Source organism: Gimesia chilikensis, assembly GCF_007744075.1.
Classification (GTDB): Bacteria; Planctomycetota; Planctomycetia; order Planctomycetales; family Planctomycetaceae; genus Gimesia; species Gimesia chilikensis_A.
On sequence record NZ_CP036266.1, the window covers coordinates 6740808 to 6764702 of the forward strand.

Below are 23895 nucleotides of genomic sequence, written 5' to 3' on the forward strand. Positions count from 1 at the left end.
TTCTGCGCTGGGATGGACCAGTTAGGGGAGTACAACAGAAAAGACTGATGTGAACACTATTTCTGTCCCCAGACCAGTCAACAAAGCGAGTTCGATAAGAACTGGCAGATAGCTCGGTTTCCATTTTGCCATAGTTCCTCCCGTGACTGCAATCATCAATGCCGTCGCCAACCAGTAATTGAGCCAGCTCTGCTCTAACACCAGTACATAACAGCAAAGCAGTACAAAACAACAAACGGCCAGCCAGATGCGCGGCTTGCTGCTTGAGGGACTATTTACTGACGGTGTTGGGCTGAGAAAGATTCCCTGTACAACGATGATGCTCATCAAAAACAGCGTCGCCAGAATAATGTAGAAAGGAAAATCAGGCAGTCGAACTGTTGAGCCGGAAACCAGTTCGCTGAATTTCTTCTCACTCTGGCTGATGTGCTCATCTAGTTTCTCGCCCCGATAAAACACCGGTTCAATCGATAACGCCTGCAAACTTTTCTGCACCGAATCAGATTGCATCGCCTGTTCCAGTACATCTGCCAGCAGATCAATTCGCTCCTGTGGAGTCCCTTCAGGTGCCCACCAGTAAAACGAGTTACCCACTACGGCATCGATCTGCTGTTCGCGCGCCGTCGCAACCTCCGGCAGAGCGGATTGCCTCTTGTCAGACAAGACTGCCAAAGCGCGAATCTGCCCGTCTCCCTGATAGGACAGAAATTCTGCCAGCGAAAATATGGTAGCATCGATATGGCCACCAATGAGCATGGTGTATCGCTTTTGCCCATCTCCCGATTGCACATAATTAAAATATTCGCCCCCCGATGCCTGTTCTATCTTTTTGGCAGCGAAATGGGCGAGGGCCCCGAAATTGGTTCCGAATTGAACTTCACCCGGATGCCTCTCAGAATCATGCAATAGCTCAGCCAGATTTTTGTATGGGGCATTTTTCTGCACGGCAACCACCAGATTGATCTCTCCCGTCTGCGCAATCGGCTCGAAAGCCTCCGGACCAAAGTTCACTTTTCCGGAGTATTTCGAGGTAATAATCCCTTCATGATTACAGAGTATTCTGTATCCATTAGGCCGCGCCTGTTTGACATAGCGGCTCCCAATCGTACCACTGCCCCCCGGCTGATTGATGATGACGACTGGTTGTTTCAGCAGCTGGTCCTCGGTGATTGACTTTTGAATGATTCTGGCAAACAGGTCCGTGCCACCTCCTGCAGAAAACGGCACGACAGCCTGAATAGGGCGTTGCGGAAACGGTGTCAGTCCCTGTTGATTCGTAAAGAAGCCGGAATACAAAAAGACGAGCATGCCCATAATCGCCAGCACCGCAGTCGTATGCCAGACAGGTAAACCGAATCGACTCCAGACTGAGTGAGAAGTATGCTCCCCAGTCTCATTCTCTGTTTCTGACGCAGGGATGCTGCTCGCCTCTTCAGCAGTATTGTCTTTTAAGGTTGCTTGTTTGCCGTTCCGTTTTTTTCGAAACTGACGCACGAGCGGCACAAACAGCAATAAGGCTGAGATGACGACAAAGAGTAAAGAAATGGGGCGGGTGACGATTGGTAGCCAGTTCCCCTGTGATGACATCAGCCCGGCGGACAGATTTTCTTCCGCAATCGGTCCTAAGACGAAACCAATGACAAAGGGGGCCAATGGGATGCGGTTTCGCTCTAATACCAGTCCCAACAGCCCGAAACCGAGCATCACCCAGACATCGAACATGCGGTTCGACAGTGCAAATGCTCCGGCAATGCAAAAGGTGAGAATAATGGGCAACAAATAAGGGCGTGGGAACCGCACCAGTTTTGCCAGAAAACCGACGGATGCTATCATCACCGCAAACATGACCAGGTTTGCCAGAAAATAGGTTCCCATAATCGTATGCACGAGTTCGGGATGTTCGCTGAATAATCGCGGCCCCGGTTGCAATCCATGTAGAACTAATGCACCGAGCAGAATCGCATCGATCACACTGCCGGGGATACCCATTGCCACGAGTGGAATCAAAGCGCCGCCGACCGTCGCATTATTGGCGGCTTCGGAAGCAATAATTCCCTCAGCAGAACCGGAACCGAATTGTTCCGGAGTCTTAGAACTGTTTCTGGCGGCGGAATAAGCGGCGATCGAGCCGATGTTGGCACCAATGCCGGGAAGAATTCCAATAAATGTTCCAATCAGAGAAGACCGCAACATATTCACCCATTGATTTTTCCAATCTGCGAATGTCAGCCACAGCCCCCTGTGTGTTACTGAGACGCGCGGAACGTTTTGATCAATATTCGCAATGTCGCGCAGCACCTGATTGATCGCAAACAATCCAATTAAAACGGGCAACAACTTGAAACCAGCATTGAGCGGAGTGAACCCGAAAGTGAGTCGTACCTCACCAGTGGCTGCGGAAATCCCCGGCATGGCTGCCAATATTCCCAATGTTCCCGAAAAGAGTGAGCGCGAGAGCGATGCGCCATCAATGGTCGCGATCAACACCAGAGCCATCATTACCAGCGAGAAATATTCGAAAGGCCCCAGCTGTGTTGACCAGCGGGCAATCGGTGCAGATAAGGAGATTAAAAACACACAGGAAATTAAACCACCCACCAGGGAGGCATAAATCCCCAGCCCCAGCGCACGGCCGGGCTGCCCCTGTTGCGTCATGGGGTAACCATCAAGCGTTGTCATCACAGAGGCAGGCGTGCCGGGCATTCGCAGGAGTGTGCCGGTAATCAATCCACCACTGATGGATCCCACATACATACTCACTAACAAAGTCATCGCCAGTTGAGGATCGAGCGTAAACGTCAACGGCAACGTGAGTGCGATCAACATGGCACCGGTTAACCCGGGAATCGCCCCCACGAAAATACCAAGCGATGTTCCCACTACAATCAGCGTCAGGCTGAGAGGTGAAGATAATTGAACAATTGTGTTTTGAATCGCATCCATATTTTGTACTGGTGCAGAAGTCTGCTTAACCCTTTACTCAACGGAGACAGTCAGAGTTTGAACAAGTAAATACATTCACCGACAATACGCGAGACTACGAAGGAGGACTAAGATGAGTTAGTCTTCCCTCGATTTCACCTGACGTTCCATCCTTGTTTTCTGCTATTCAGCCCAGATGGTCCCATAGCATTTTCCTGACTCATCATATCTTGAAACCGATAATGAATATCGTGACGTATCAAACCCTTTTCGTAAAGACTTCAACATCAACTGATGCTGGGCGGCGTGTGATACCTGGAGCTTTATAAGATTCGAACTTCTACATTAACTTGTCGGTAACCCACAGCTTTCGAACTTTTCACTGACAGGTTCACACTGCTGTTTGTCTTATATTTCTGACAAGATCGCGCGAGTTCTATCTACCCTCGTACAGTGATCTGTTGATTGTCTCTTTTCTTAATCACGTTGACCAGGCCCTTACGATCACGGCAGTAGCCAACAGTGCAGGATTCCAGGCATGCGATGTTTTTTGTTGCTGGATTGGATGGCACAGCGGCAGTAATGTTGACTCGAGCTTTCCAGATAGTGCGCTGCGACCTGCCCCATGGAAAATAACCTTTACCGGGATGGTCTATTTCTATATCCTGCTGGCCTCTCCTCTCCTACTCTAATAACCATCTCTCTGTCTTCTTTAAATCTAACCCCACTGTCCGTTTTCGCTCAATCCAGCCAAACATTGTGGTGGAAGATCTATACATCGAACTTCATATCTCGACCGCCTCATGCTCCATTTCCAGGGCGGTCAAATGGTCTAATTCAACAGGTTTACTAATGAGACAACTTAGTCTTGTATTGCTGACTGCTGTGTTCTTTTGTCTTAGCAACGAATCACATGCTCAAACGTGGGAACCGCTGACTCGGCAAACGAAGGGGAATGCTCAGCATTCATCCGGTACGGCACAGCAGACCAGGAAAGAAAAACCTCTGGTTGAGGTTGATGATATTTTTCGCAGTCCTCGGACCAATCAAGGCATTGCATCACAGACCAGGGACAAGTGGGACAATCGAATCAAACCCGCGCGTTCAAGTGCAAAAACACTAGATCCATTCGGAGCCACACCCACTCTGAAGAGTGAAGTTCCCAAGGCGCATTTTAAAACAACCGATCATGCTCCCAAATCAATCCTGCAAATGAGTCACACCCAGTCTACCAAAGATAACAAGGCTGAGGGACCCCCGCAGGGAGAGAAAGGGACTGAAGAAGCGCCGGCACAGCAGAATTCCATCCTGCAGGATGAGTTGACTGTCAACAAGGTCAACGAGATCATCAAAAATCTTGAAAGTTCGGAATCTGTAGACAGCCAGAAAAAGACTGAATATCTCGCCTACTTAAACCAGGCAATCAAATGGCTTGAAAATGCCAAAGAGTATCAGGCTAAGACAGTTCAGTTTGAAGCCGAGATCAAGCAGGCTCCGGAATTGCTCAAGCAGTTAAAAGAAAAGCTCGAGACAGAGGTTGAAGTCACCAAGATTGAGCTTAAGGCAGATGCCACACTCGCTCAGCTTGAACAGCAGTTAGGACAAGCCAAAGACGCTTTAAAAGCGGCTCAGGCCAAACTGGTTCAGGCAGAAAAAGATTTGAATTCGAAGGACCGAACAAATCGCAAAACAGAACTGACTAAATTAAAAGAAGGCACTAAAAGTCAGCTGGAGAAAATAACTACCGAATTAACTCCTGCCAGCAGCGAATCATCTTCTGAACAGCAAGCGTATGTGATTGGCATTGAGAATAAGGCCCGTCAAGCGGCGTTAAAGCAACAGCTTTTAATGATTGATGCCGAGATCAATCGATCTGATGCCTTAGTCGAATTGTTCCCTGTTAAACGTGATCTCGCTAAACGTGAGGTTTCGCAAGCAGAAAAACTGGTTGAGAAGCACCAGGTTATTGTGAACGACTTCCGTTCTTCTGAATCAAAAAGACAGGCAGCAGAAGCGAGAACAGCAGCCAGCAATGCCCATCCGGCAGTTCGGGAATATGCAGAAAAAAATGTTCTGCTGGCTGAAAGCCGAACGAAACTGACTAAGAGTATTGAACTCGTCTCAGGTCCTGCAGGCTATCTTTTGAGCGTTCAGGAAAAGTTGACGAAATTAAAAGAGGACTTCGAGTCAGTCAAACAGAAGATCGAAGTGTATGGGATGACCCCAACCATTGGTTTGCTGCTCAGAAACCGTCGAGACCATTTACCCGCCATTGAAATTCATAAACAGAGAATTGTTTTCAGTGAACAGGAAATGCAAGCTGCACAAGTAGCACTTCTTGAATTAGAAAATGATCGATCACAGTTAGGCGATTATGAAAAGACCATTGAGCAGACACTGGTTGACCTCGATGTCGACTCAGACCAGGTGCATCCTCAGCAACTTGAAAAAATTGTCCGGGAACTGATTAAAGATCGCCGTCAATATCTGGACAGCCTGATTCTGGACTATCATACCTACCACGACAATCTCAGTAATCTCGAATTAGTGTCGCGCGAATTGATTGAGGAAACAACATCGTATCGAAGTTATATTGACGAACAGATCTTATGGATTCCCAGTGCAAATCAACTTGGGAAAGCAGAGTTTACCAAAAGCTATGATGCACTAGCATCTTTTTTAAAGCCTCAAAGCTGGTATGACGTCTATAAAAGCACGACTCGCAATGCGCAAGATTATCCTGTTGCCAGTTTATTTCTGATACTGACCTGCATCCTGTTAATTGTAAGTCGAAAACGTCTGCAAGGATGGCTGGAAGAGTCAGGGCAGCGCGTTCAGGATGAAAATCATCTCTCGTTTATCCCCACGTTCCGGGCATTTATCATCACAGTATTCCTGGCCGCAGTAGGGCCGTTGATGTTCTGGTGCGTAGGCTGGTGGATGTCACTCAATCAAAACGCCACGGACCTGGTGCTTGGTCTGGCAGATGCATTCACTTCGGTTGCCATATTTTATTTTGTGATCGAATTATTTCGAATGATTTGTCGCGAAGGTGGTCTGGCAGACAAGCATTTTGGCTGGCCTCAAGCCAGTCTGGCTCCATTATCCCGAAACTTAAATCGCTTCAGTTTCTTAGCACTCCCGACATTGTTCATCGTCAGTATGCTGACCCGTCATCATAGTGGAGAGTGGCAGAATTCATTGGGACGTATTTCCTTTTTAGCCGGCCTGGGAATTCTTGGGTTTTACCTGCACATTTCGTTGAGACCAGGCAAGGGTGCTATTCCTCAAGCATTTGCAAGCTCAGGCAATTTATGGGGACATCGCTTTCGGTTTGTAACTTATCTATTTGGGGTTGGCTTCACCATCACATTAGCATCACTGCTTTATATGGGATACGTTTACACCGCGAATCAGCTGTTGCAGCGCATGTGGCTGGTTGTCTGTTTCCTGCTGGCACTGTTGTTGATTCAGGAACTTTTGACGAGACTCTTGCTGGTTGTCTGGAATCGAATGCGACAGCAGAAACTTCTCAGACTCAGAATTAAGAAGTCAAAATTAAAATCAGATATGCCTGATAATGTAGCCGTTGATGATTCAGCACATGAACTGGAGAATGTTGGCAAACAATTGAGTCAACTGGTGAGAGGGGCAGCGTTTCTGACGTTTCTCTGTTGTAACTGGTTTGTCTGGTCTGATGTCTTACCCGCATTACAGATATTCGATCGCGTTGAGCTCTGGAATATTACTGAAATGTCAAATCAGCAGATGCAGACTGCCGATGGCAAAACCATTACTGAGCAGGTCCCGCAGATTGTCCCCATTACTTTGGCCGATTTATTTTTGAGCATCATTGCCATACTCGGCACTTATGTTGCGACAAAAACACTCCCGGGCTTATTGGAAATATCTATCCTGGGGCGATTGCCTATCGATACTGCGATGCGGCATGTCATCATCATGGTAAGTCGTTATATCGTAAGTTTGGCAGGGTTTATTCTGGCCTGCCATTTAGTCGGAATCAAATGGTCCAGTGTGCAATGGCTGGCTGCAGCGATGACGGTCGGACTTGGCTTTGGATTACAGGAGATCTTCGCGAATCTGGTTTCGGGTTTAATCATTCTCTTTGAGCAACCGATTCGAATTGGAGATACAGTGACCGTTAACGGAGTCACCGGCACAGTGACGCGGATGCAAATCCGGGCTACAACCGTTACCGATTATGATCGTAAAGAATCAATTATCCCCAATAAACGATTCATTACCGAAGACGTAGTCAACTGGACTCTATCTGATCCGATTACGCGTTTTGTGATTCCTGTTGGCATCTCATACGACTGTGACCCATCGACTGCGAGGGAGCTGTTGTTGAAAGTCGCCAGAAACCATCCACTCGTTTTGAATGAACCTCGCACGTCTGCACTTTTCAAGGGATTCGGTGACAGCACCCTTGATCTGGAATTGCGTGTTTTCATTGGAAAGAGAGACGACTATTCAATCGTATTGCACGATTTGAATGTTGCTATCAAACAGGTATTCCAAGAGGCTGGTATCGAAATTGCATTTCCCCAACAGGATTTGCACATTCGCACATTTACAGATTCCGTTTCTTTTGAAGCAGCCGAGCAAGGTTCGCAGCATAAGAAAAATGCTGCACCAGACATGACAGCACATAGAGAAGACGGCCTGGCAGATGCGGCATAATATTGACCTTCCACCGCGAATGTCGACAGTCTTATCACTCAATGATTATGTCAATCATGAGTGATAGCAGATTACACTATTCCAGCAATCATCCGTGACAAAAATGACCAAGCCGGGACATCTGGATTCCCAGATGTCCCAGCTTGTATTTGATGGTGGCCAGTTGCATCTGGCTCACGTGTACGAGAGTAGCTTTGAATCTTTTTGCGGAGCTATTTCCGTCAAACCGGTTCTCTGATCAGCATCAATCTAGCACAAAATCAGAATCTTCAATTCCGGATGATCTCCTGGTCCTACGAAAAAAGGGTCAAAAGCGGTCTTGTACAATAAAAAGCGGAGAGAGGGGGATTCTCTGACCGCTGAATTGTTGCCGGGTTTCCCATGTGTTTGAGACTATAATAATAGACTTATTCTATCAAACGTCAAGAACTTTTATCAGGAATTAATTCATTTAAGGCAAAAACGAATGCCACAAAACTGCCACAAATATTATGAGCAACTTGATAGTATAGTAGAACCACTCTCTCGCCAGCTATGACCGGTTGGCCGTGCGCAGTTCGTTATCTCCAACAGTGAATTCATCCCGAAATCAATTTCCCAATATGGAAGAGTCATTTCAGACGGTGATGATTCACTGTGTTTCGTTGCCGAACGGACTGCATTTTTCTCAGGCGTGAGAACTCGCGCAACAATATCAGGATTTCATAATAAACAGCACAGTCGGTTCATTATTAATTGCTATTTACTTTAGTTGTTTGTTGAATTATGCAGAGTCCCCAGTACTGCAACAATGCAAACATCAAAACAATATCTGCTAAGATTGATACTACCCAATTACCAGTCGAGTTAAGAGTTGCGATAGCCCAAGACTGGCGGACTCCCAAAGAGTGAATTATGCGGCCAGTTATTGAGTGTATATTCTCTCGAACTGGTCGGGACATTGATAGTTTAATGTTTGATGTAAACGTTTTGAATTGTAGAACGTTTCGATGTAGCGGAACAGGGCCGAATGTTTTCGCTTGCGATTATAAATCGTTTCGATGTAGACAAAGACGCTCAATCGCGCTGTCTGACGAGTTGTGTACCGTTTGGCCAACTCGCGCACCTCCCCCAAGGATAGTCGTTCAGGATCATAGTGGATGCAAATTTGGTCCTGACTCATGCCCTTGTTGTCCGTCGCATGGGTGGTCTCGATCCCTTCCTTTGTGTCCTTCCGGTAAGCGTGCATGATTGTTTTTTTAAATTCTGCTATCGTGAGCGGTTTCTCTTTTCAGGAGGTCGGCGATGGCGAATCAGAATCAGCGTGCACTGCCCCCGGATCTGGCCAGGGTTCGGGAGCGACTGGCGGCGTGGCGGCAGACAAAACAGCCCGGGGCGCGGATTCCCGCCCCCTTGTGGAAAATGGCGGTCAGGCTGGCTGGCAAATATGGTGTGACACGCACCGCTCGGTCGTTGAAGCTTGACTACTATGCGTTGAAGAAGCGGGTTTTCCTGGCGGAAGGGCAGCCAGCGGAGAACGGCTCGGCATTTGTCGAATTACCGTCCGTCTCTGCCCCGGCTTCCGCATGCGTGATCGAGTGGGAGGACCATGCCGGAATTTTGCGGGTCCAACTGACAGGTTATCAGGCCGCCGATATCGCGGTGGTGGGACGCAGCCTGCGAGGTTCAAACTGATGCTGGCCATTACACCGCAGATGAAGATCCTGGTCGCCACCCAACCGGCGGATTTTCGCAGGGGCATCGATGGGCTAACACGGTTATGCAAAGACACCCTGGGTGAAGACCCCTTCGCGGGGACGGTGTTTTGCTTTCGCAATCGCAGAAAGACGGCCATCAAGGTGCTGGTGTATGATGGCCAGGGTTTCTGGCTCTGTCACAAGCGTTTTTCCGAAGGGCGCCTTCACTGGTGGCCCGATGCGCGAGATGCTGCCACGCAACGCCTGGCTGCTCATCAATTGTCGGTTCTGTTCTCGGCCGGCAACCCGGAGCGAACGGGAGCTGCCCCCGATTGGCGGCCCGTGGGCCCCCAGGCTTGATTGTCGCATCAGACAATTGCTCTTGCCACGCTGCGATAATCAGGGTATTTCTTCACTGAGCGAACGGACTTGGAGGCTCTGTGTTTGCCACGGATGGTGGATCATGAATCGGAAGAAACCGGAGGTCATGGAAGTGGATCACAAACGACTCCAGGATGTGGCGGACCGCGCCAGGCAATCGCTGGCTCTTCAAGATGCGGAGTTGATCGAGCGGGTTTTTGAATCCTATGAATATGTGGCGGGCCTGATTCAAGAAAAGAACATGTCGATCGGCCGGCTGCAGAAGATGCTGTTCGGCGCGAAGACGGAGAAGACCAGACAGGTCGTGGGAAATTCTGATCAGGCCGATGCCGAGCCGAACTCCGGCAAATCCGTGGAGCATACCGGGGACGCGGGCGAAACCGAGTCCGACGAATCCGACAAAAAGCCGAACGGCAAACCACCTCCCAGAGGCCACGGTCGAAACGGAGCCGACGCGTATCGCGGAGCCGAGCAGATCGAAATTCCTCACCGCTCGCTTCACGTCGGCGATCCTTGTCCGGAATGCGGGAAGGGAACCCTCTATCAAAAGCCGCCCCGCACTGTGGTGCGGATCACAGGCCAGGCTCCGCTGGGTGCCAGGACCTATGCACTGGAACGCCTCCGCTGCGGTCTGTGCGGCGAGGTCTTCACGGCCGCGCTTCCCCAGGAAGCCAGCCGCGAGAAATACGATGCCAGGGCCGGTGCGATGATCGGCCTTTTAAAATATGGAAGCGGGCTTCCCTTCAACCGCCTCCAGGGCCTGCAGGGGAACCTGGAAATTCCTCTGCCGGCCTCGACTCAGTGGGATGTGGTTTCCACTTTTGCCCCTCTACTCAATCCGGCTTTCGAAGACCTCATGCGAGAAGCCGCTCAGGGAACGATTCTCTACAACGACGACACAACCGTGAAGATTCTGACCCTGATGGGGGAACGCCGGATTCCCTTCGTGGACAATCCGGACCGCACCGGTCTGTTCACGTCCGGCGTGATTTCCACGCGGGATGGTCGCCGCATTGCGTTGTTTTTCAGCTCGCATCGGCACGCCGGCGAGAATCTGGCCGAGGTACTCAAGCAGCGCGCAGCCGAACTTGAGTCTCCGATCCAGATGTGCGATGCGCTCGCGCGGAACATGCCCCGGGAACTGGGGACGATCGTCGCCAACTGCCTGGCCCATGCCCGCCGGCAGTTCGTGGAGATTCACGATCTGTTTCCCGCAGAGTGCGGCCATGTGCTCGAAGCATTGAAGATCGTCTATAAAAATGATGCCGCTGCCCGGAAGGAGGGGCTGTCTTCCGAAGAACGTCTGGAGTTACATCAAGCCCACAGCCAACCGGCGATGACGGAATTGAAGAGTTGGCTGCATCGGCAGTTCGACGAAAAGCTCGTCGAGCCGAACTCGGCTCTGGGCACCGCCGTCAATTATCTGCTCAGACACTGGGAGAAGCTGACGCTCTTTCTGCACAAAGCCGGAGCCCCGCTGGACAATAACATCTGCGAGCGGGCTCTGAAAAAAGCGATCTGCCATCGCAAGAATTCGCTTTTCTATCGCACGCAAAATGGGGCCCGCATCGGCGACATGTTCATGAGCCTGATCCACACCTGCGAGCTCAATCAGGCGAACCCCTTCGATTATCTCACCGAACTCTTCCGCCATCCCGGCGAAGTCGCCGCCCATCCCGAACGGTTCCTGCCCTGGAACTACCGCCAGACAATCGCTGAACTCCCCAACGCTGCTTGAGCCCCCGCCGCCAGCTGGCCCCCGCTTCCCAACCGGCTCACCAAAAAATCACACCGGAAAGATTTTGCACGCTCACCGGAAGGACACCTTCCTTTGCGGTCAACAACTCGGTTAGTCGCTGAACACAGGCATCTCGTATATCCGACACACTGGGCAGAACCAGGTCAATATTTTTTCTCATCTTATCAGTCATCGTACTGTCCTATTAAATTGATTCTTCGCTGATGCTGCGCCCATTCCGGTCTTAATCCGTTTCAAGCCGTCGCCGTTGTAATACCAGCCACGGCAAATTCGACAACGAATGTCGAAGCACCGACAAGTAGAAACTATGCCGCTCTCGACCATTCGCAGTCATCACCGCCTACGTTGTCCTCGAACTGTTGGAAATTAGACGACTGCGGCGGCCGCGGGGGGGAGCTGTGAAACCTTGCGTGCAATGTATCCCAATCCAGCACGAGTGCGCCGCCCGTTGCTTGGTGCTGCTTTTCCCAATCCATCAAGTGTTGGAAGCAGGCGTGGTCGATGTAGCTCAAGCCTTTCAAGTCGATGTGCAGGACTGTACCCGACGGCACTGCTTCCAATGCCGCCGCCAACTTCGGCAGACGGATGAAGGTCGCCGAACCTTCCAGCACTAGCGTTCTACGATCACCGTCCGGGTCGCAGCGATGGGAAATTGAAAGCCTGGAAAACGTATAAATTAACTTTATGATAGAGAATCCGATTCCAACTAATACCCCTGTGAGCAAGTCCAGCGTCACCACAGCACAGGCCGTGACGACACAGATGATTCCCTCACTCCGACTTTCTTGCCACAACGCTCGAATCGCACGAATCCCTAGCAGTTTGACGCCGGTTAACACGAGTAGTGCGGCAAGAGCGGACGTAGGCAACATTCGAAGCAATTGGGGAAACAAGAGAGCAAATATCAGCAGCCATGCACCGTGAAACACTGCTGACCAACGGGTTCGAGCACCTGCATCAACATTGGCCGAACTGCGAACAATTACTCCTGCCATTGGCAACGCACCCATTAGTCCGCAGATAGCGTTGCCGACACCCTGAGCCGCTAACTCGCGGTCATAACGGGTCCGAGGGCCTTGATGCATTCGATCGACGGCGGCGGCAGTCAAAAGTGTTTGTGCACTCGTGACGAAGGCGACTATCAGTGCAACCTTCCAAACCGATGGACTAGTGAGAATCTCTGGGAGCGAACCAAAATTAACCCATTTGACAGCCGCTCCCAAACTGTCAAACTCGACCCTCTCAATGGGTAGCGCCAGGAAGGCGGAAACAGCCGTTACAACAACGATCGACACGATGACAGCCGGTACCGCCCTGAGTTTTTCCGGAACGATCCTCTTCCAGAACACCAGAATGAGCAGCGTGGCGGCACCAACGAGGGCAGCAGAAAGGTGCCCCGGGTGCCCATCGTGGCCGACGAAAACATGCGTCAGAGCCCGTGGAATGTTCACGAAGTTCACCAATGGATTTCGGTCGGGAGCATCGTCCAACGCGACATGGAACTGCTGGGAGAAAATGACGGCCCCTATTCCCGCCAGCATGCCAAGTATGACAGCGGGTGACACGGCTCGAAACCACTGTCCGAGCCGCAGGAGTCCAGCGGCGAATTGAATCAATCCAGCCAGAAATACAACGACTCCTAACATCCCGATACCCTGTTTCTCGACAATGTCGAGCAGGATAACAATGAGCCCCGCCGCGGGCCCGCTCACCTGCAATGGGCTGCCGGCAATCAATCCTACCAGAATTCCGCCGATGATGCCGGTGATCAGACCGACTTCCGCTGGAACACCGCAGGCCTTGGCAATAGCCAGGCACAACGGTAGGGCAACCATAAAGACCACCAATGAAGATGGAATGTCGCTCTTAAGTACCTCGAACCATTTCGGAGGCTTAGCGACTCGCGAAGCCTTCGGCGATCCCATGTTTTCGGGCGACCGTGAACTCGTTTCAGAATCAGGCCGGTCCGCGTGGACAACCGGCGTCTCCGCTAACGGCGCGAAGGCTTTGCTTGCTTGATCGTAGGCGAGCACGTCTCCTGTTTCGAATCGCAAGACCCAGGCGTGCAGATGAAGGGTGCCGGCAGTCAAAGCAGCAGCGACCGCTGGATGTTTCGCCAGGTTTTCGACCTGTAAGAGTACGTTCCGCTCGACTGCTTTGTTCCACAAGGCAACTCCTTCTATACTGGGGTGTTCCCTCCGGATCGTCTCGCTAGTCTCAGCGACTCGGGCTAGCCACTCGTTCGTCTTGCACAGATTGACTGCTTTTTCCGGGTGCAGGATTGCACGAACTGAACCGCAATCATAATGCCCGCAGATAATGATGTCAGTCACACCAAGTGCGGAAACGGCGTATTCGATCGTAGCCATTTCACCGATCGGACCATCGCACGGATGAACCAAATTGACCGCATTCCGTGTAACGAATAAGTTCCCTGGATCAGCCTGCATAAAGATATCGGGAAGGACGTGGGAGTCCGAGCACGTAATCAGAAACGCTTGTGGTTTTTGGCTCTGGGCGCTCCGCTCGTATTGTTCACGTCGTTCCCACAAGACATGGTTCTGGAAATGTTTCAGCCCCTCAATTAGTTTCTTCATGTGAACATCCTGTTCCTTCGCCAAGATTGGGCAGAGGCAGACAGGCTGTGACTGCCCCGACTTAGTCCGGTTTGACTCGATCCGTGACCTAGAGGACTCTAAGGGACCGATGTATGTCAAGAGTGAGTAATAACCGACGACGTAACTTATACGACGGTCACAATTTACCAATGAGTGTCCCATCTCGTGAACGCGCGTGACTAAACCGTTGTCAATGCGAGATGATTCGTATGAGATGGGGAAGCTTCACCGTCGAGTAGTACAGGACGATGGGCATCACCCAGACAACCTCAACAAAGTAGGATGCAGAGCACATGAAGACGGTCCCTAAGGGACAACACCGGTGCATCGGAAATTAGCTGCGCGATATTGGATGAGCCAATATACTGGTAGCAAAGATTGGCACCGACCATCGGCAAAACAGGATTTTCCTGGGAATCTCGATGGGTCTGTTGAATGCGCGTTGCCGGAAATGCTGTGAACTCATCACGAGATTCGCACGGGCACTTGGGCTGAGAGGGTAGACCACCACCCGATGGTAACTTCTTAACCGGAATCGGGCAGCATGGCTCGTAATCTAAGTCACCGATCGATGCTTGCGAAGCTACCCCAAGAAATAATGACGAGAAGGGTTGAAAATGGAACGGGCAGGGTAACACCCCAACCGCTGTCGAGAAGATAAGAATAGTAATCAACCCGATCCGCTGCATATGCATCTACCCTTCTGTGAAGACGAAAATGAAGTCAATATATGCACATTAAATATTCAAGGCTATCATTTCATCGGTTGGATGGAAAGTGGGGGTTGAGTCTAAATTTGGCATTCTCGAGATTATCGTGTGCATACAACATTTTCCTTGCAAAAGCAAAAAACGCCGGGGCAACATTTAAGCAATCTGGCGGAATGGAAAGCCCACGGAAACGGCGCAAAATATTATTCTGGTGGGAACGAACTTTAGAGTAGAGTCACTCACGTAAGGTTGAGGGCAAGGTTAACTCAATTTATCCATCACCACAATTTCTCCTTTCTGAAGAAGAACAAACAGTAGTGTTGCACGTCGACATTGCTCTGTTAGCTTTATTGTCCGCTCAAAGCCTGTCCGCGGTTGCTGGTGCCACCCACGCCTTGTGAGATGTCCTGAACACTGTTTAAACCACCAGAGAGGACCATGCCGTTCACGCGGACTTCGGACTGTCGCAGGTTGATCAGCGAGTTGACATAGTTGATGTTGGTTTCGAAGTACGTGCGACGTGCGGTTAAGACACGCAGGAAGTCAAACTGCTGGCTTTCGTAACCCTGGGTGGTGAGATCGAGGTTTTTCTGAGCGAGGGGCAGGATGTCTTCCCGATAACGTTCGACCTGTTTCAGCGATTTCTTGTAGTCGCGGTAAGCCTTGGAGAGTTCGACTTTGAGAGAGAGCTGCAGACGTTCAACTTCTTTGACAGAGCGGTTGTATTCGGAGTTGGCTGTTGCAATATTCCCCTGGTTGCGGTTGAAGATTGGAATGGGGAGGGCGATCTGGACGTTTGCGATATCAGAGCCGGTGGCGTTGTCATGAGCGGCACCGATCTGGGCGAGGAGGTTCGGCATGGCCTGAACTTCCTGACGGGAGATCTGAGCGCGGGCCCGATTGACGCGTGCACAAGCTGCCTGGATTTCCGGGCTGTTGGCGACGAGATTGTTGTAGGCTTCGTCCCAGTTCCATTTCACGGAGTTAACGTCGAGTTCTCCGGTGAAATTATAGTGAGACAGGTCGGGCGTACCGACGAGACTTGCCAGCTGCTGCTTGGCAGATTCAAGATCGTACTCGGCGTTCTGACGGAGGATACGGACTTCTCCCAACTGGACTTCGGCCTGCAGAATATCAGGCTGGGCAGCCTGTCCTGATTTATAGAGCGACTGAGCAATTTCGACACCGGCTTCCGCGACTTTCTCCAATTTCAAAGTGATTTCCTGCCGCTTCTGGGCACCGAGGGTGGCGTAGAACTGCGACTTGACATCGTTGCTGACGCGAAATCGCTGCGCTTCCAGTTCCCAGGAGAGCGATTGAACATCGTGGTGGGCGACATCCTGGTTGAGTTGCAGTTTGTTGCCGCGAACGTAGGTCTGGCTGAAAAAGGCTCCCTGCTGACCGGCTCTGCCATCATTTCCAATTTCGTTACCGGAATAACCAAAGACGGGGTTGGGACGCAGACCGACCTGGGTTTTGATCCCTTCGGCTTTATAGACGACCGCGGTGGCTTCCGCGAGTGTGGGGTTTGATTCCATCGCCATCTGCAATAGGCTGTCTAGATCGAGAGTCATGGCGATCAGATCCGGTTCTGCCGGAGTCTTGTCTCCTGATCCCGTTGTAGGGGCAGGGGGGATTGTTGTGCTTTTGGGTTCGAAACCGGTTTGCAGGAGTGGATCGTCGTCGCTGGAAATGTCGTCGAGCGAAATGACGATGTCCTTTTCAGTCTGTTGAGATCTGAGGTTGTCGGCGACTTCTGTACGGGAAGCATCAGCTGGCTGATTTGACTTTGAGACATTCTTTCTAACCATCTTTTTGAGCGATTTGGGAGCGTCTTCCTGCTGGGCAACATCCATTTTGGCAGGAGTTTTGTGATCAGTGACCTGCGTCTCGCCGAAATGGGCGCAGGACACTAAGCAAGAGCATGGCAGTACCATGCAGAACCGGATCAGTCGTGAACGAATCATGGTAGATTCCTTACATCATCAATAATATGTAGATTTGAGAGATATCAGAGACACTAACGGAATTGTGTCATGATTTATATGAGTAGTTTCCTCAGATCCGCGATGATGGAGCGTCGTTTGTAGAAATTGTCGATTGTGAGCCAGCTATTCTGAATCTCGTAATGCTCATCGCTAACGTTTGCAATATCGTGTGAACAAACATAATTCTGCTTCAACTGTCGGTATGTTTTGTTGGGAATCAGCACCAGAATTCGTTCCACACTGCATACGCAAAACGGACAGTTTGGCTCTGGGTTTTGATGAACAGGTTCCACCACCGAATCTACATGGCAGTGTTGATGACAAATTTGAGTTGATATCGTATGCATGTCAGAATGACAACAGTGGGTATCACAGGGAATGGTTGTCTGCGCGAGAGTCGTAATCGCGAAGCTGAGGCAGATCCAATTGTTATACCACCATCTCATCCTGAGATCCCGATAGAAAGAGAATACACAATCTCTTTAATAGATCGGTTCTTCGTATCATGCATGATAAATCAATTTTTCCGTTTCGGTCTACGGTTTGGATTTCGAAGGCCGCGCGATTGGAATAATCCGTGCAACCGGCGCAATTTATGATGTGGTCAGTACACTTACCGTTATTTCTTGTGGCAGAAAGGCGACAAATATGGCTCCCGTCGCTGAGTGGAACGAGGTTGCCCCAACACGCGGCAGTCCCGGCGTTCTGAAAGGATCTCAGGCCCCAAAATATTACGAACATAACTCACAGCCTGACATCGCTTGGCCGGGCTCAAAAGTTTCCCGAAGTGGCTTCCTTCAAGATCGCCTTATCCAGTTCCGCATCTGCCAGCATCTGCCAGCAGCTGCCTTAAGCGTGCATTTTCCTTTTCCAGGTCTTTGAGCGTTTGTCCTGGTCGGTACGGATTCCACCGTATTCCTTACGCCAGCGATAATAAGTTTGATCAGTGATTCCCAGTTGTTTGCAGACCAGGCCAATCGTCTTGCCACGAGCCAGTTCGACTTCCGCTTCACAAAGCTTCTGAATAATCTGCTCAACAGTAAAGCGTTTTTTCGGCATTGCTCATTCTCCCAAAACTATGTCCAAAATCGATATGTTACCACATTTTAGGTGGACGCGGTTAAGGGGGCCAAGTCTATTCAGTATACGCATTATCGGTCGGTTTTCCCAGCCGACTGAAATCCAGAGTTACTTTATTGAAGTAAGCCCACCAGTCCAAACTCTTTGAAATGAACTCGGGCCCATTAAACCGGATAGCCAAATAAAATGTTGGAACTTTGTAGTCTATGGAACAGCACGTAAACTGGTTATCATTGCCTGGCTGATGCTCAAGAACAATGAGCCTTACGTTAATATTCAGGCTGCGTGCCACTTCAGCAGTGTTGAAGCCTTGCTTGGTGACCATTTTGATGGCTTCAAGTATGAACTCATTTGTAAATAACCGCCGTGTAATTTCGGGTTTAGATTTTGACTTCAACAGCTACTTGTTCATGTTGTTCATCGTCAGAATAGTTTACACTCTAGTTAGAGCGCCCACTATTCCCGGGGAGTTCACAACATTCTCTAAAAGCCTACGCGATCTTACCCAAGACAATTCATATTGAACACTGGTGGATGAAGTCCAGTCACCTAACAACCAAATCAAATATCATCGTCGAGTTTGCTATGTTCCGAAACTTCCTTGGCGGCTTGATTCCAAACGACATCCCAGTTTCTATAGAAGACTGAATTATAATTCGAAAGGCAAAACCTAATGAATCTCAAAATGCAATCCATCAAATTCGGCCAGGGTGAAGGACGCAGGATATCGACGAACAAGCAATATCGGATACTATCAGCCTGATTAAACGATTGGTGAATCAACGTATCATCGAAAATGAACAATCGACAATCCCGCCAGTAATTTGTGTGACGCCCCACCTCGATATAAGATGCTCCTTGCGGCACCGGACCAAAATTCAACAGCACTCGATACGTCAACCGTAGCGGACCAAAATGTCGAGAGGTCGATTCGTGTCCCCGAAAAGCAGATACGCCGATTGTACGGATGAACTTAAACGTTTGACAAAAAGCTGGGACGTCATCAATCATTTCGCTGTTTACCCCATACCACTTATAGAACAGCATCAGGCGCTTATGATCCTTCATTTGAGCGTTTGCGCGTTTGCATAGGTCAGCTTCATTGATTGCGTTAGCCAAATCATTCAGCTCTTGCTGATACTCCAGTGGAAGTTCGTTAAGTCGGTATACTCCTTTGTTCCAATACGGAAACGACAATAGATCAAAGAGCAAATTCATTGGCGACAGCATCCAAGTGAGGACACCATTACCGAAAAAATAGCGGGCAAAAGTGTTAGGGCTACGATCCGAATTTCTAATTACATCTAGCAGACCACAAATGATATAGAAAAGTGTAATCCAAGGAAGAAAATAGATTGCCAGCACAAGAGGAAGTCCCCGCTTCGCAACAGTTATGAGTTTCAATTTCTTCATATTGACTGCATCACTCCGATTGTGTCGAAATATTATTAAAGATAGTACTTCAGGTGGCATGCTCCCCTTAACTTGATCCATTTGTTGTGAGAGTTTCCAATAGACTTTTTCTAAGGAGACGATCATGACGAAACGACGCAGTATTCTAAATCACAGCTGCCATTCTATTGGAGATAGCGTAATCATCGTTCACACCTTGGCATGCTTCAGTAACAGAATAGTTGAGACTACAAGGAAAATTATGACGGCAGTCAACAAAAATGCGTTCCAGGGATTGGGATACCAAATCAAATCAATAATGTATGGGATAAACCTGAGTCCGACTAAGAAAAGAATCAGTATTGTATAACCCCACCGTTCCCTTGGCGTTAACTTCCGACGTTGAATCGGCTTCATGTGATTTCGTTTTCGTTTTCGTTTTTTCCGTTTGCTCATTAGTCTACAAATCGGTGTTGAGTTCTCCGCTTTTGATTTGTTGTTGTGTCACTCTCGTTTGGATTCTCCTGATCAACAAAATTAAGAGGTGGTGGAAGTCACGCATTTCACATTAATCAGACAAAAGATCTATGCGAATCTTGATCATTTTCAAAACTTTCTACCTGTCGTTGGCTTGTTATGCTGCCAGATCGGGATGTTGTGCGTATGGTGTATCTCGTGAGATTGCTCAGAAACGGATGTCTCAGCTGGAAACCAACGTTCTTGGTAGTACAAGTGATGTGCTGATTGGAAAAAACTAATCGCATCCCTGCGAAGCCTGGTATTCCTTTCCTGTTGTTGAGTTAGAGAGTATGTCTCGGTGTCTAAGCGAAATAACTCATACTTCTTCTGGCTACTAAGGACCAGCATCTGTTGATTACTTTGAAGGAGTGCCAAGTCATGATTGTGTTGCATCAACGCATAACCGGATGACGGAGCTATGCTTAGAGCATCGCGTCCGAAAAAGACGGATCGATACGTCCCACCGAGTTGTCCCATAATTGTTGGTGTAATATCAAGAGATGAAGCTAACGTCGAGCATCGTATTCCCCCACCATTACCACTTGGCAAAATCATAAGAACTGGAATTCGATATGACTTCATCGGGAACAATTGGCTTCCGTACACACGGGCACCGTGATCTCCCATCACAACGAATAATGTGTTCTTATAGAATTCATGTAATTTTGCTTTCTGAAAGAAATTCCCTAATGCCCAATCTGAGTACTTCACCGCATGTGTCCTGTTTTTCGCTTCGGAGGGCAAATCGATTCGACCACTGGGATATGTGAATGGTTGATGATTCGAATTGGTGAGAACAACCATAAAAAAGGGATTATTGCGTTTGCTCAGATCATCACATTCAATAAGTGATCGGTTGAAGATGTCTTCATCACAGGCCCCCCAAGCCGTTGTAAAGGTAGGGGCTTCATAGTCTTTCAGTTCAATAAACCTCTCAAATCCATTGGACATCATGAATGAGCGCATTCCATCGAAGATTCCATGTCCACCTTCAATAAACACCCTATTATATCCACGTGCTGCTAGTACATGAGCCAGAGTGTAGACATTATCTGAGTGGTCACGTTTCAAGATGGATTCTGTAGGAATCGGGGGCATTGAAGTTAGAACAGCCTCTAGTGCACGAGCCGTCCTGTTACCTGTGGCGTAGAAATTATCGAACAAGATACCTTCAGCAGATAGTTTGTCAAAGAAAGGAGTGAGCCCGCGATCATCGCCCAAAATACCTACGAAATCAGAGCCCAAACTCTCTTCAAGAATCACAACGACATTCCAATCACGTTGAATTCTGTGCACAGTTACTGTTCGGTCTACCGGATTAAGTGAAAATTCGTGTCGATGGTCGTTTGAAGTAATGATGCGCTGCTGAACACGCTGATTGGCTTCTTCTCGATCGATGGTAAGGTAGAACTCATCATAATCGAAACCACACGACCAGGCATAGAACACAAAACTGTAAAGCCCATTTCCGGAGCACTGGTTAACAATCCGGTTTTGAGAATATTTGGTACTACTCATACTTATTGTAGACCACAGGATACTGATCGTGAAAACGACCATAAAGAATATTCCATATCGACGACTCTTCGGAATGGGTATGTCGACTACATTCTGTGCTCGCTTTCGGATAATCACAAACAGGCTACCAGCAGTGATGAAGATGCCGAAGAACAATAATACGATGGGATATGATTCCCAAATATTGCCGAACACTTCATGTGGATAAACCAAATACTCAAAAGCGATGTAATTTAGACGTGATTGAAATTCATCAAAAAACAGGAATTCTGCAACGCATAGAAAGGGAATGAACAAAACTGTAAACAGTATTTCAAAGTGAAGAAACGTACGATTCAAACGACTAACTGAAGGTGTTTTATAAAAGAATGTATGACGAATGATTTGAGGCATCACATAGAGGAAAGTCACAAGTAAATCAAACCGTAATCCAATAATGCTTAATTGAATTAATTCGTGTGTCGCTACGGAATTCCAATCAACATATGTAAAAACTAGAATAACCCTTAACAGTGTGAATAGGACCAGAACCATGGCAATGAATTCCAGCGTAATGCGATACTGTCCCAACCAGAGTGACCAGGAATATGTCAGTTTTTTAATTAATCCCTCTCCTGACTGTGGCTTGTTGTTGTCCGCAGTCATAACGACAACCTTGCTGTTTGGGCATATCTCACGCAATTCATTGGTCGGATTTATCTGAAAAGTCATGAATCACTCATCCTTGATTTTTGTGAATTTATTTCCATTTCAGTAAGAATGTTTAGTGTTGCAAATGACTTGTTGTCATCAGTCTCGATCGTCGAAATCTCGTTCTTGTTGGCTACACATTGGAGTACCACAAGTGTTAGGTCATCGCTCAGGGTGGACTCACCTCGCCACTCGATTAGGATTTCAATAATCCGCATCACAGTGCTCTGAAGTGAAAGTACACTGCAGCGTGAAAACCATGCCGTTAGTCGTTCCTGGCCAAAGAGTTCTCCGTTCGGATTGCGTGTTTCGGTCACCCCATCACTGAAGAGTAGAATTCGGTCTCCGGTTGACAGAAAAGTAGTTTGCCGGTCCCAAACAGTACCAGCGTCCAACCCCATTAGCATTCCAGTGCTTTTTAATGAATCGAGACGTCCTGATTTTTCGAGCATTATTCCAGGAAGATGGCCTGCACTTGCCCACGAGAATTCATTGGTATCCGGTTTCCAACGAGCGAGAAACATCGATGCAAAGTTACCTGGCAACATCGTGGCAGCAAATCGTTGATTAACTTCTTGGAGTAGACTTTCAGGTTCGTATGGTGGCAGTTCAGAAGCGGCCATTAGCAGTGATTTGAGCATGGCCGCCCCCATTGCTGCCGGAACACCATGTCCAATAACGTCTGCCACGCAAATCAACCATGAACCGTCTGCCAACGGTAAAAAGTCGTAGTAATCACCTGCGACAGTATCAGCAGGTTCAAACACACATGCCGTCACTAGACCTGGGATCTGAATACCATTTGGAAGCAGATGCTGCTGGATATTTCTTGCCTTTTCCATTTGATGTCGACGTTCGCGGTCGTTTTCATACAACGTCTGGCTCATAGAATTAATGGCAGACGACAACTGATTCATCTCACAACTATTGAATGACGGAACTTCCGCTTCAAGATCTCCAGCCGAAATTTTTTCGACGGTCTTTAACAGTTGATTCAGTGGAGCCCCGATAATCTGCAACAGAACTACGTTGACGACAGTGGTTGCCAACAGACCTAATATTCCCAGGATGGAAAGCTGTATCAGGACCTTGCGACGAATAGCACGACGCACATTTTCTCGATTCTCGGAAACGAACACACTGATATTGTCTCCCGTATGATGTCCAACAATCAGCCCGAGCATATCAAGGTTATTCCACTTTATGCTCTGTGCTGTATTGGAATCAATTGCTGAAAAGATTTCTGTTGTTTCCGGTGAGTGTGGATTTGTCTGAAGTACTTTTCCGTTCAGCCGAACTATAATTTGATGACCGGGAGACGTGGAACTCCGCATCTGTTGACAGACGCAGTTGATATAACTTTGAACGTAACGAATACCATGGTCATGAATCAAATGTATGGCTGCTGCGTGAATAGCAATTGCTTCATCGTTCAGACCAGAACGCTTTTCCGTAACAACTTCTTCCATTTCGCGTTCATACTGCCATAAAAGTAATACCGCAAGGGCCGCACCAAGTGTCACATTCACTGCCAGTAGTAGCTGAAAGCGAATCGTTCGTAGATTTTTCCTGCTTGGTGGCTTGTTTATGAAAGACGGTAACATAATAGTTTCTTTCTTCAGATAGATTATTGATCATTCATTCTTCTTCACACGAGGACCTATTTGTCACATCACACAAGATTCAATTAGGATTCCCTCAAACATTACTCAAATTAGACAGCATTCCTAAGGCTGATATCTCCAAAAGTGCGCAGTCCTCTGAACTAGCAACGGGACTATAATTGTCTGACCTCAACTAGCTTACTTTTGGTCACCGATTGATTCCGTAACCTAGAATCATGTAGCTTGTGAATTTATATTTGTTAATCGGTCCCAGAGTGATTCCATAATTTGATGAACGATCATTGGTTCTTCCGCCAGATTCTCTGGCTACCAT

Annotated in this window: 10 protein-coding genes and 2 pseudogenes; 4 read left to right on the forward strand and 8 right to left on the reverse strand. The window is 48.5% G+C overall.

All coding sequences use genetic code 11. From position 1 onward, the window contains the following. Positions 1 to 21: 21 nt before the first annotated feature. The gene (locus HG66A1_RS25440) at positions 22 to 2943 is read right to left on the reverse strand and encodes a tripartite tricarboxylate transporter substrate-binding protein (protein WP_145190849.1); all 2922 of its coding nucleotides are present in this window, start codon (positions 2941 to 2943) and stop codon (positions 22 to 24) included. 831 nt (positions 2944 to 3774) lie between these two features. Between HG66A1_RS25440 and HG66A1_RS25445 the strand changes: the two genes are divergently transcribed. The 4 genes from HG66A1_RS25445 to tnpC all read left to right on the forward strand — a co-directional run bounded on the left by HG66A1_RS25445 (position 3775) and on the right by tnpC (position 11421). After that, positions 3775 to 7626, forward strand: a complete 3852-nt coding sequence (locus HG66A1_RS25445) for a mechanosensitive ion channel domain-containing protein (RefSeq protein WP_145190852.1) — start codon at positions 3775 to 3777, stop codon at positions 7624 to 7626. Positions 7627 to 8910: 1284 nt separating this feature from the next. Further along, positions 8911 to 9300, forward strand: coding sequence for a hypothetical protein (locus HG66A1_RS25450; RefSeq protein WP_145190855.1), 390 nt, complete (start codon positions 8911 to 8913; stop codon positions 9298 to 9300). A gap of 20 nt (positions 9301 to 9320) precedes the next feature. After that, positions 9321 to 9662 (forward strand): IS66 family insertion sequence element accessory protein TnpB, encoded by a 342-nt coding sequence (gene tnpB, locus HG66A1_RS32870; protein ID WP_409999488.1) that lies wholly within the window; start codon positions 9321 to 9323, stop codon positions 9660 to 9662. A gap of 103 nt (positions 9663 to 9765) precedes the next feature. Further along, a complete protein-coding gene (gene tnpC / locus HG66A1_RS25460; RefSeq protein ID WP_194242510.1) occupies positions 9766 to 11421 on the forward strand; it encodes an IS66 family transposase in 1656 nt (551 codons plus the stop codon). 326 nt (positions 11422 to 11747) lie between these two features. On the opposite strand, the gene HG66A1_RS25465 is transcribed toward tnpC, so the two are convergent. The 7 genes and pseudogenes from HG66A1_RS25465 to HG66A1_RS25495 form a co-directional block, all read right to left on the reverse strand. Beyond that, a complete protein-coding gene (locus tag HG66A1_RS25465; protein WP_194242511.1) occupies positions 11748 to 14039 on the reverse strand; it encodes a SulP family inorganic anion transporter in 2292 nt (763 codons plus the stop codon). 1078 nt (positions 14040 to 15117) lie between these two features. Beyond that, entirely contained in the window at positions 15118 to 16737 is a 1620-nt protein-coding gene (locus tag HG66A1_RS25470) for a TolC family protein (RefSeq protein WP_145190867.1), read from the reverse strand. A gap of 673 nt (positions 16738 to 17410) precedes the next feature. Beyond that, a pseudogene (locus HG66A1_RS32875) lies at positions 17411 to 17817 on the reverse strand (transposase); the annotation flags it as partial. Between the two features lie 301 nt (positions 17818 to 18118). Then, positions 18119 to 18235 (reverse strand): annotated as a pseudogene (locus HG66A1_RS32880) (hypothetical protein); the annotation flags it as partial. A 164-nt stretch (positions 18236 to 18399) separates the two neighbouring features. Further along, entirely contained in the window at positions 18400 to 19251 is an 852-nt protein-coding gene (locus HG66A1_RS25485; RefSeq protein ID WP_194242512.1) for an aspartyl/asparaginyl beta-hydroxylase domain-containing protein, read from the reverse strand. A gap of 585 nt (positions 19252 to 19836) precedes the next feature. Next, positions 19837 to 21978 (reverse strand): LTA synthase family protein, encoded by a 2142-nt coding sequence (locus HG66A1_RS25490; protein ID WP_145190876.1) that lies wholly within the window; start codon positions 21976 to 21978, stop codon positions 19837 to 19839. Then, on the reverse strand, positions 21975 to 23561 hold the full coding sequence (locus tag HG66A1_RS25495) for a PP2C family protein-serine/threonine phosphatase (RefSeq protein ID WP_145190879.1): 1587 nt from the start codon (positions 23559 to 23561) through the stop codon (positions 21975 to 21977). The genes HG66A1_RS25490 and HG66A1_RS25495 overlap by 4 nt, the downstream gene beginning before the upstream one ends. Positions 23562 to 23895: the final 334 nt, after the last annotated feature.

Excerpts from the sequence above, each read along its gene's own strand:
- HG66A1_RS25440 (WP_145190849.1), bottom strand. The coding sequence starts at position 2,943 with ATGGATGCGATTCAAAACACAATTGTTCAATTATCTTCACCTCTCAGC.
- HG66A1_RS25445 (WP_145190852.1), top strand. The coding sequence starts at position 3,775 with ATGAGACAACTTAGTCTTGTATTGCTGACTGCTGTGTTCTTTTGTCTT.
- HG66A1_RS25450 (WP_145190855.1), top strand. The coding sequence starts at position 8,911 with ATGGCGAATCAGAATCAGCGTGCACTGCCCCCGGATCTGGCCAGGGTT.
- tnpB (WP_409999488.1), top strand. The coding sequence starts at position 9,321 with ATGAAGATCCTGGTCGCCACCCAACCGGCGGATTTTCGCAGGGGCATC.
- tnpC (WP_194242510.1), top strand. The coding sequence starts at position 9,766 with ATGAATCGGAAGAAACCGGAGGTCATGGAAGTGGATCACAAACGACTC.
- HG66A1_RS25465 (WP_194242511.1), bottom strand. The coding sequence starts at position 14,039 with ATGAAGAAACTAATTGAGGGGCTGAAACATTTCCAGAACCATGTCTTG.
- HG66A1_RS25470 (WP_145190867.1), bottom strand. The coding sequence starts at position 16,737 with ATGATTCGTTCACGACTGATCCGGTTCTGCATGGTACTGCCATGCTCT.
- HG66A1_RS25485 (WP_194242512.1), bottom strand. The coding sequence starts at position 19,251 with ATGAAGAAATTGAAACTCATAACTGTTGCGAAGCGGGGACTTCCTCTT.
- HG66A1_RS25490 (WP_145190876.1), bottom strand. The coding sequence starts at position 21,978 with ATGACTTTTCAGATAAATCCGACCAATGAATTGCGTGAGATATGCCCA.
- HG66A1_RS25495 (WP_145190879.1), bottom strand. The coding sequence starts at position 23,561 with ATGTTACCGTCTTTCATAAACAAGCCACCAAGCAGGAAAAATCTACGA.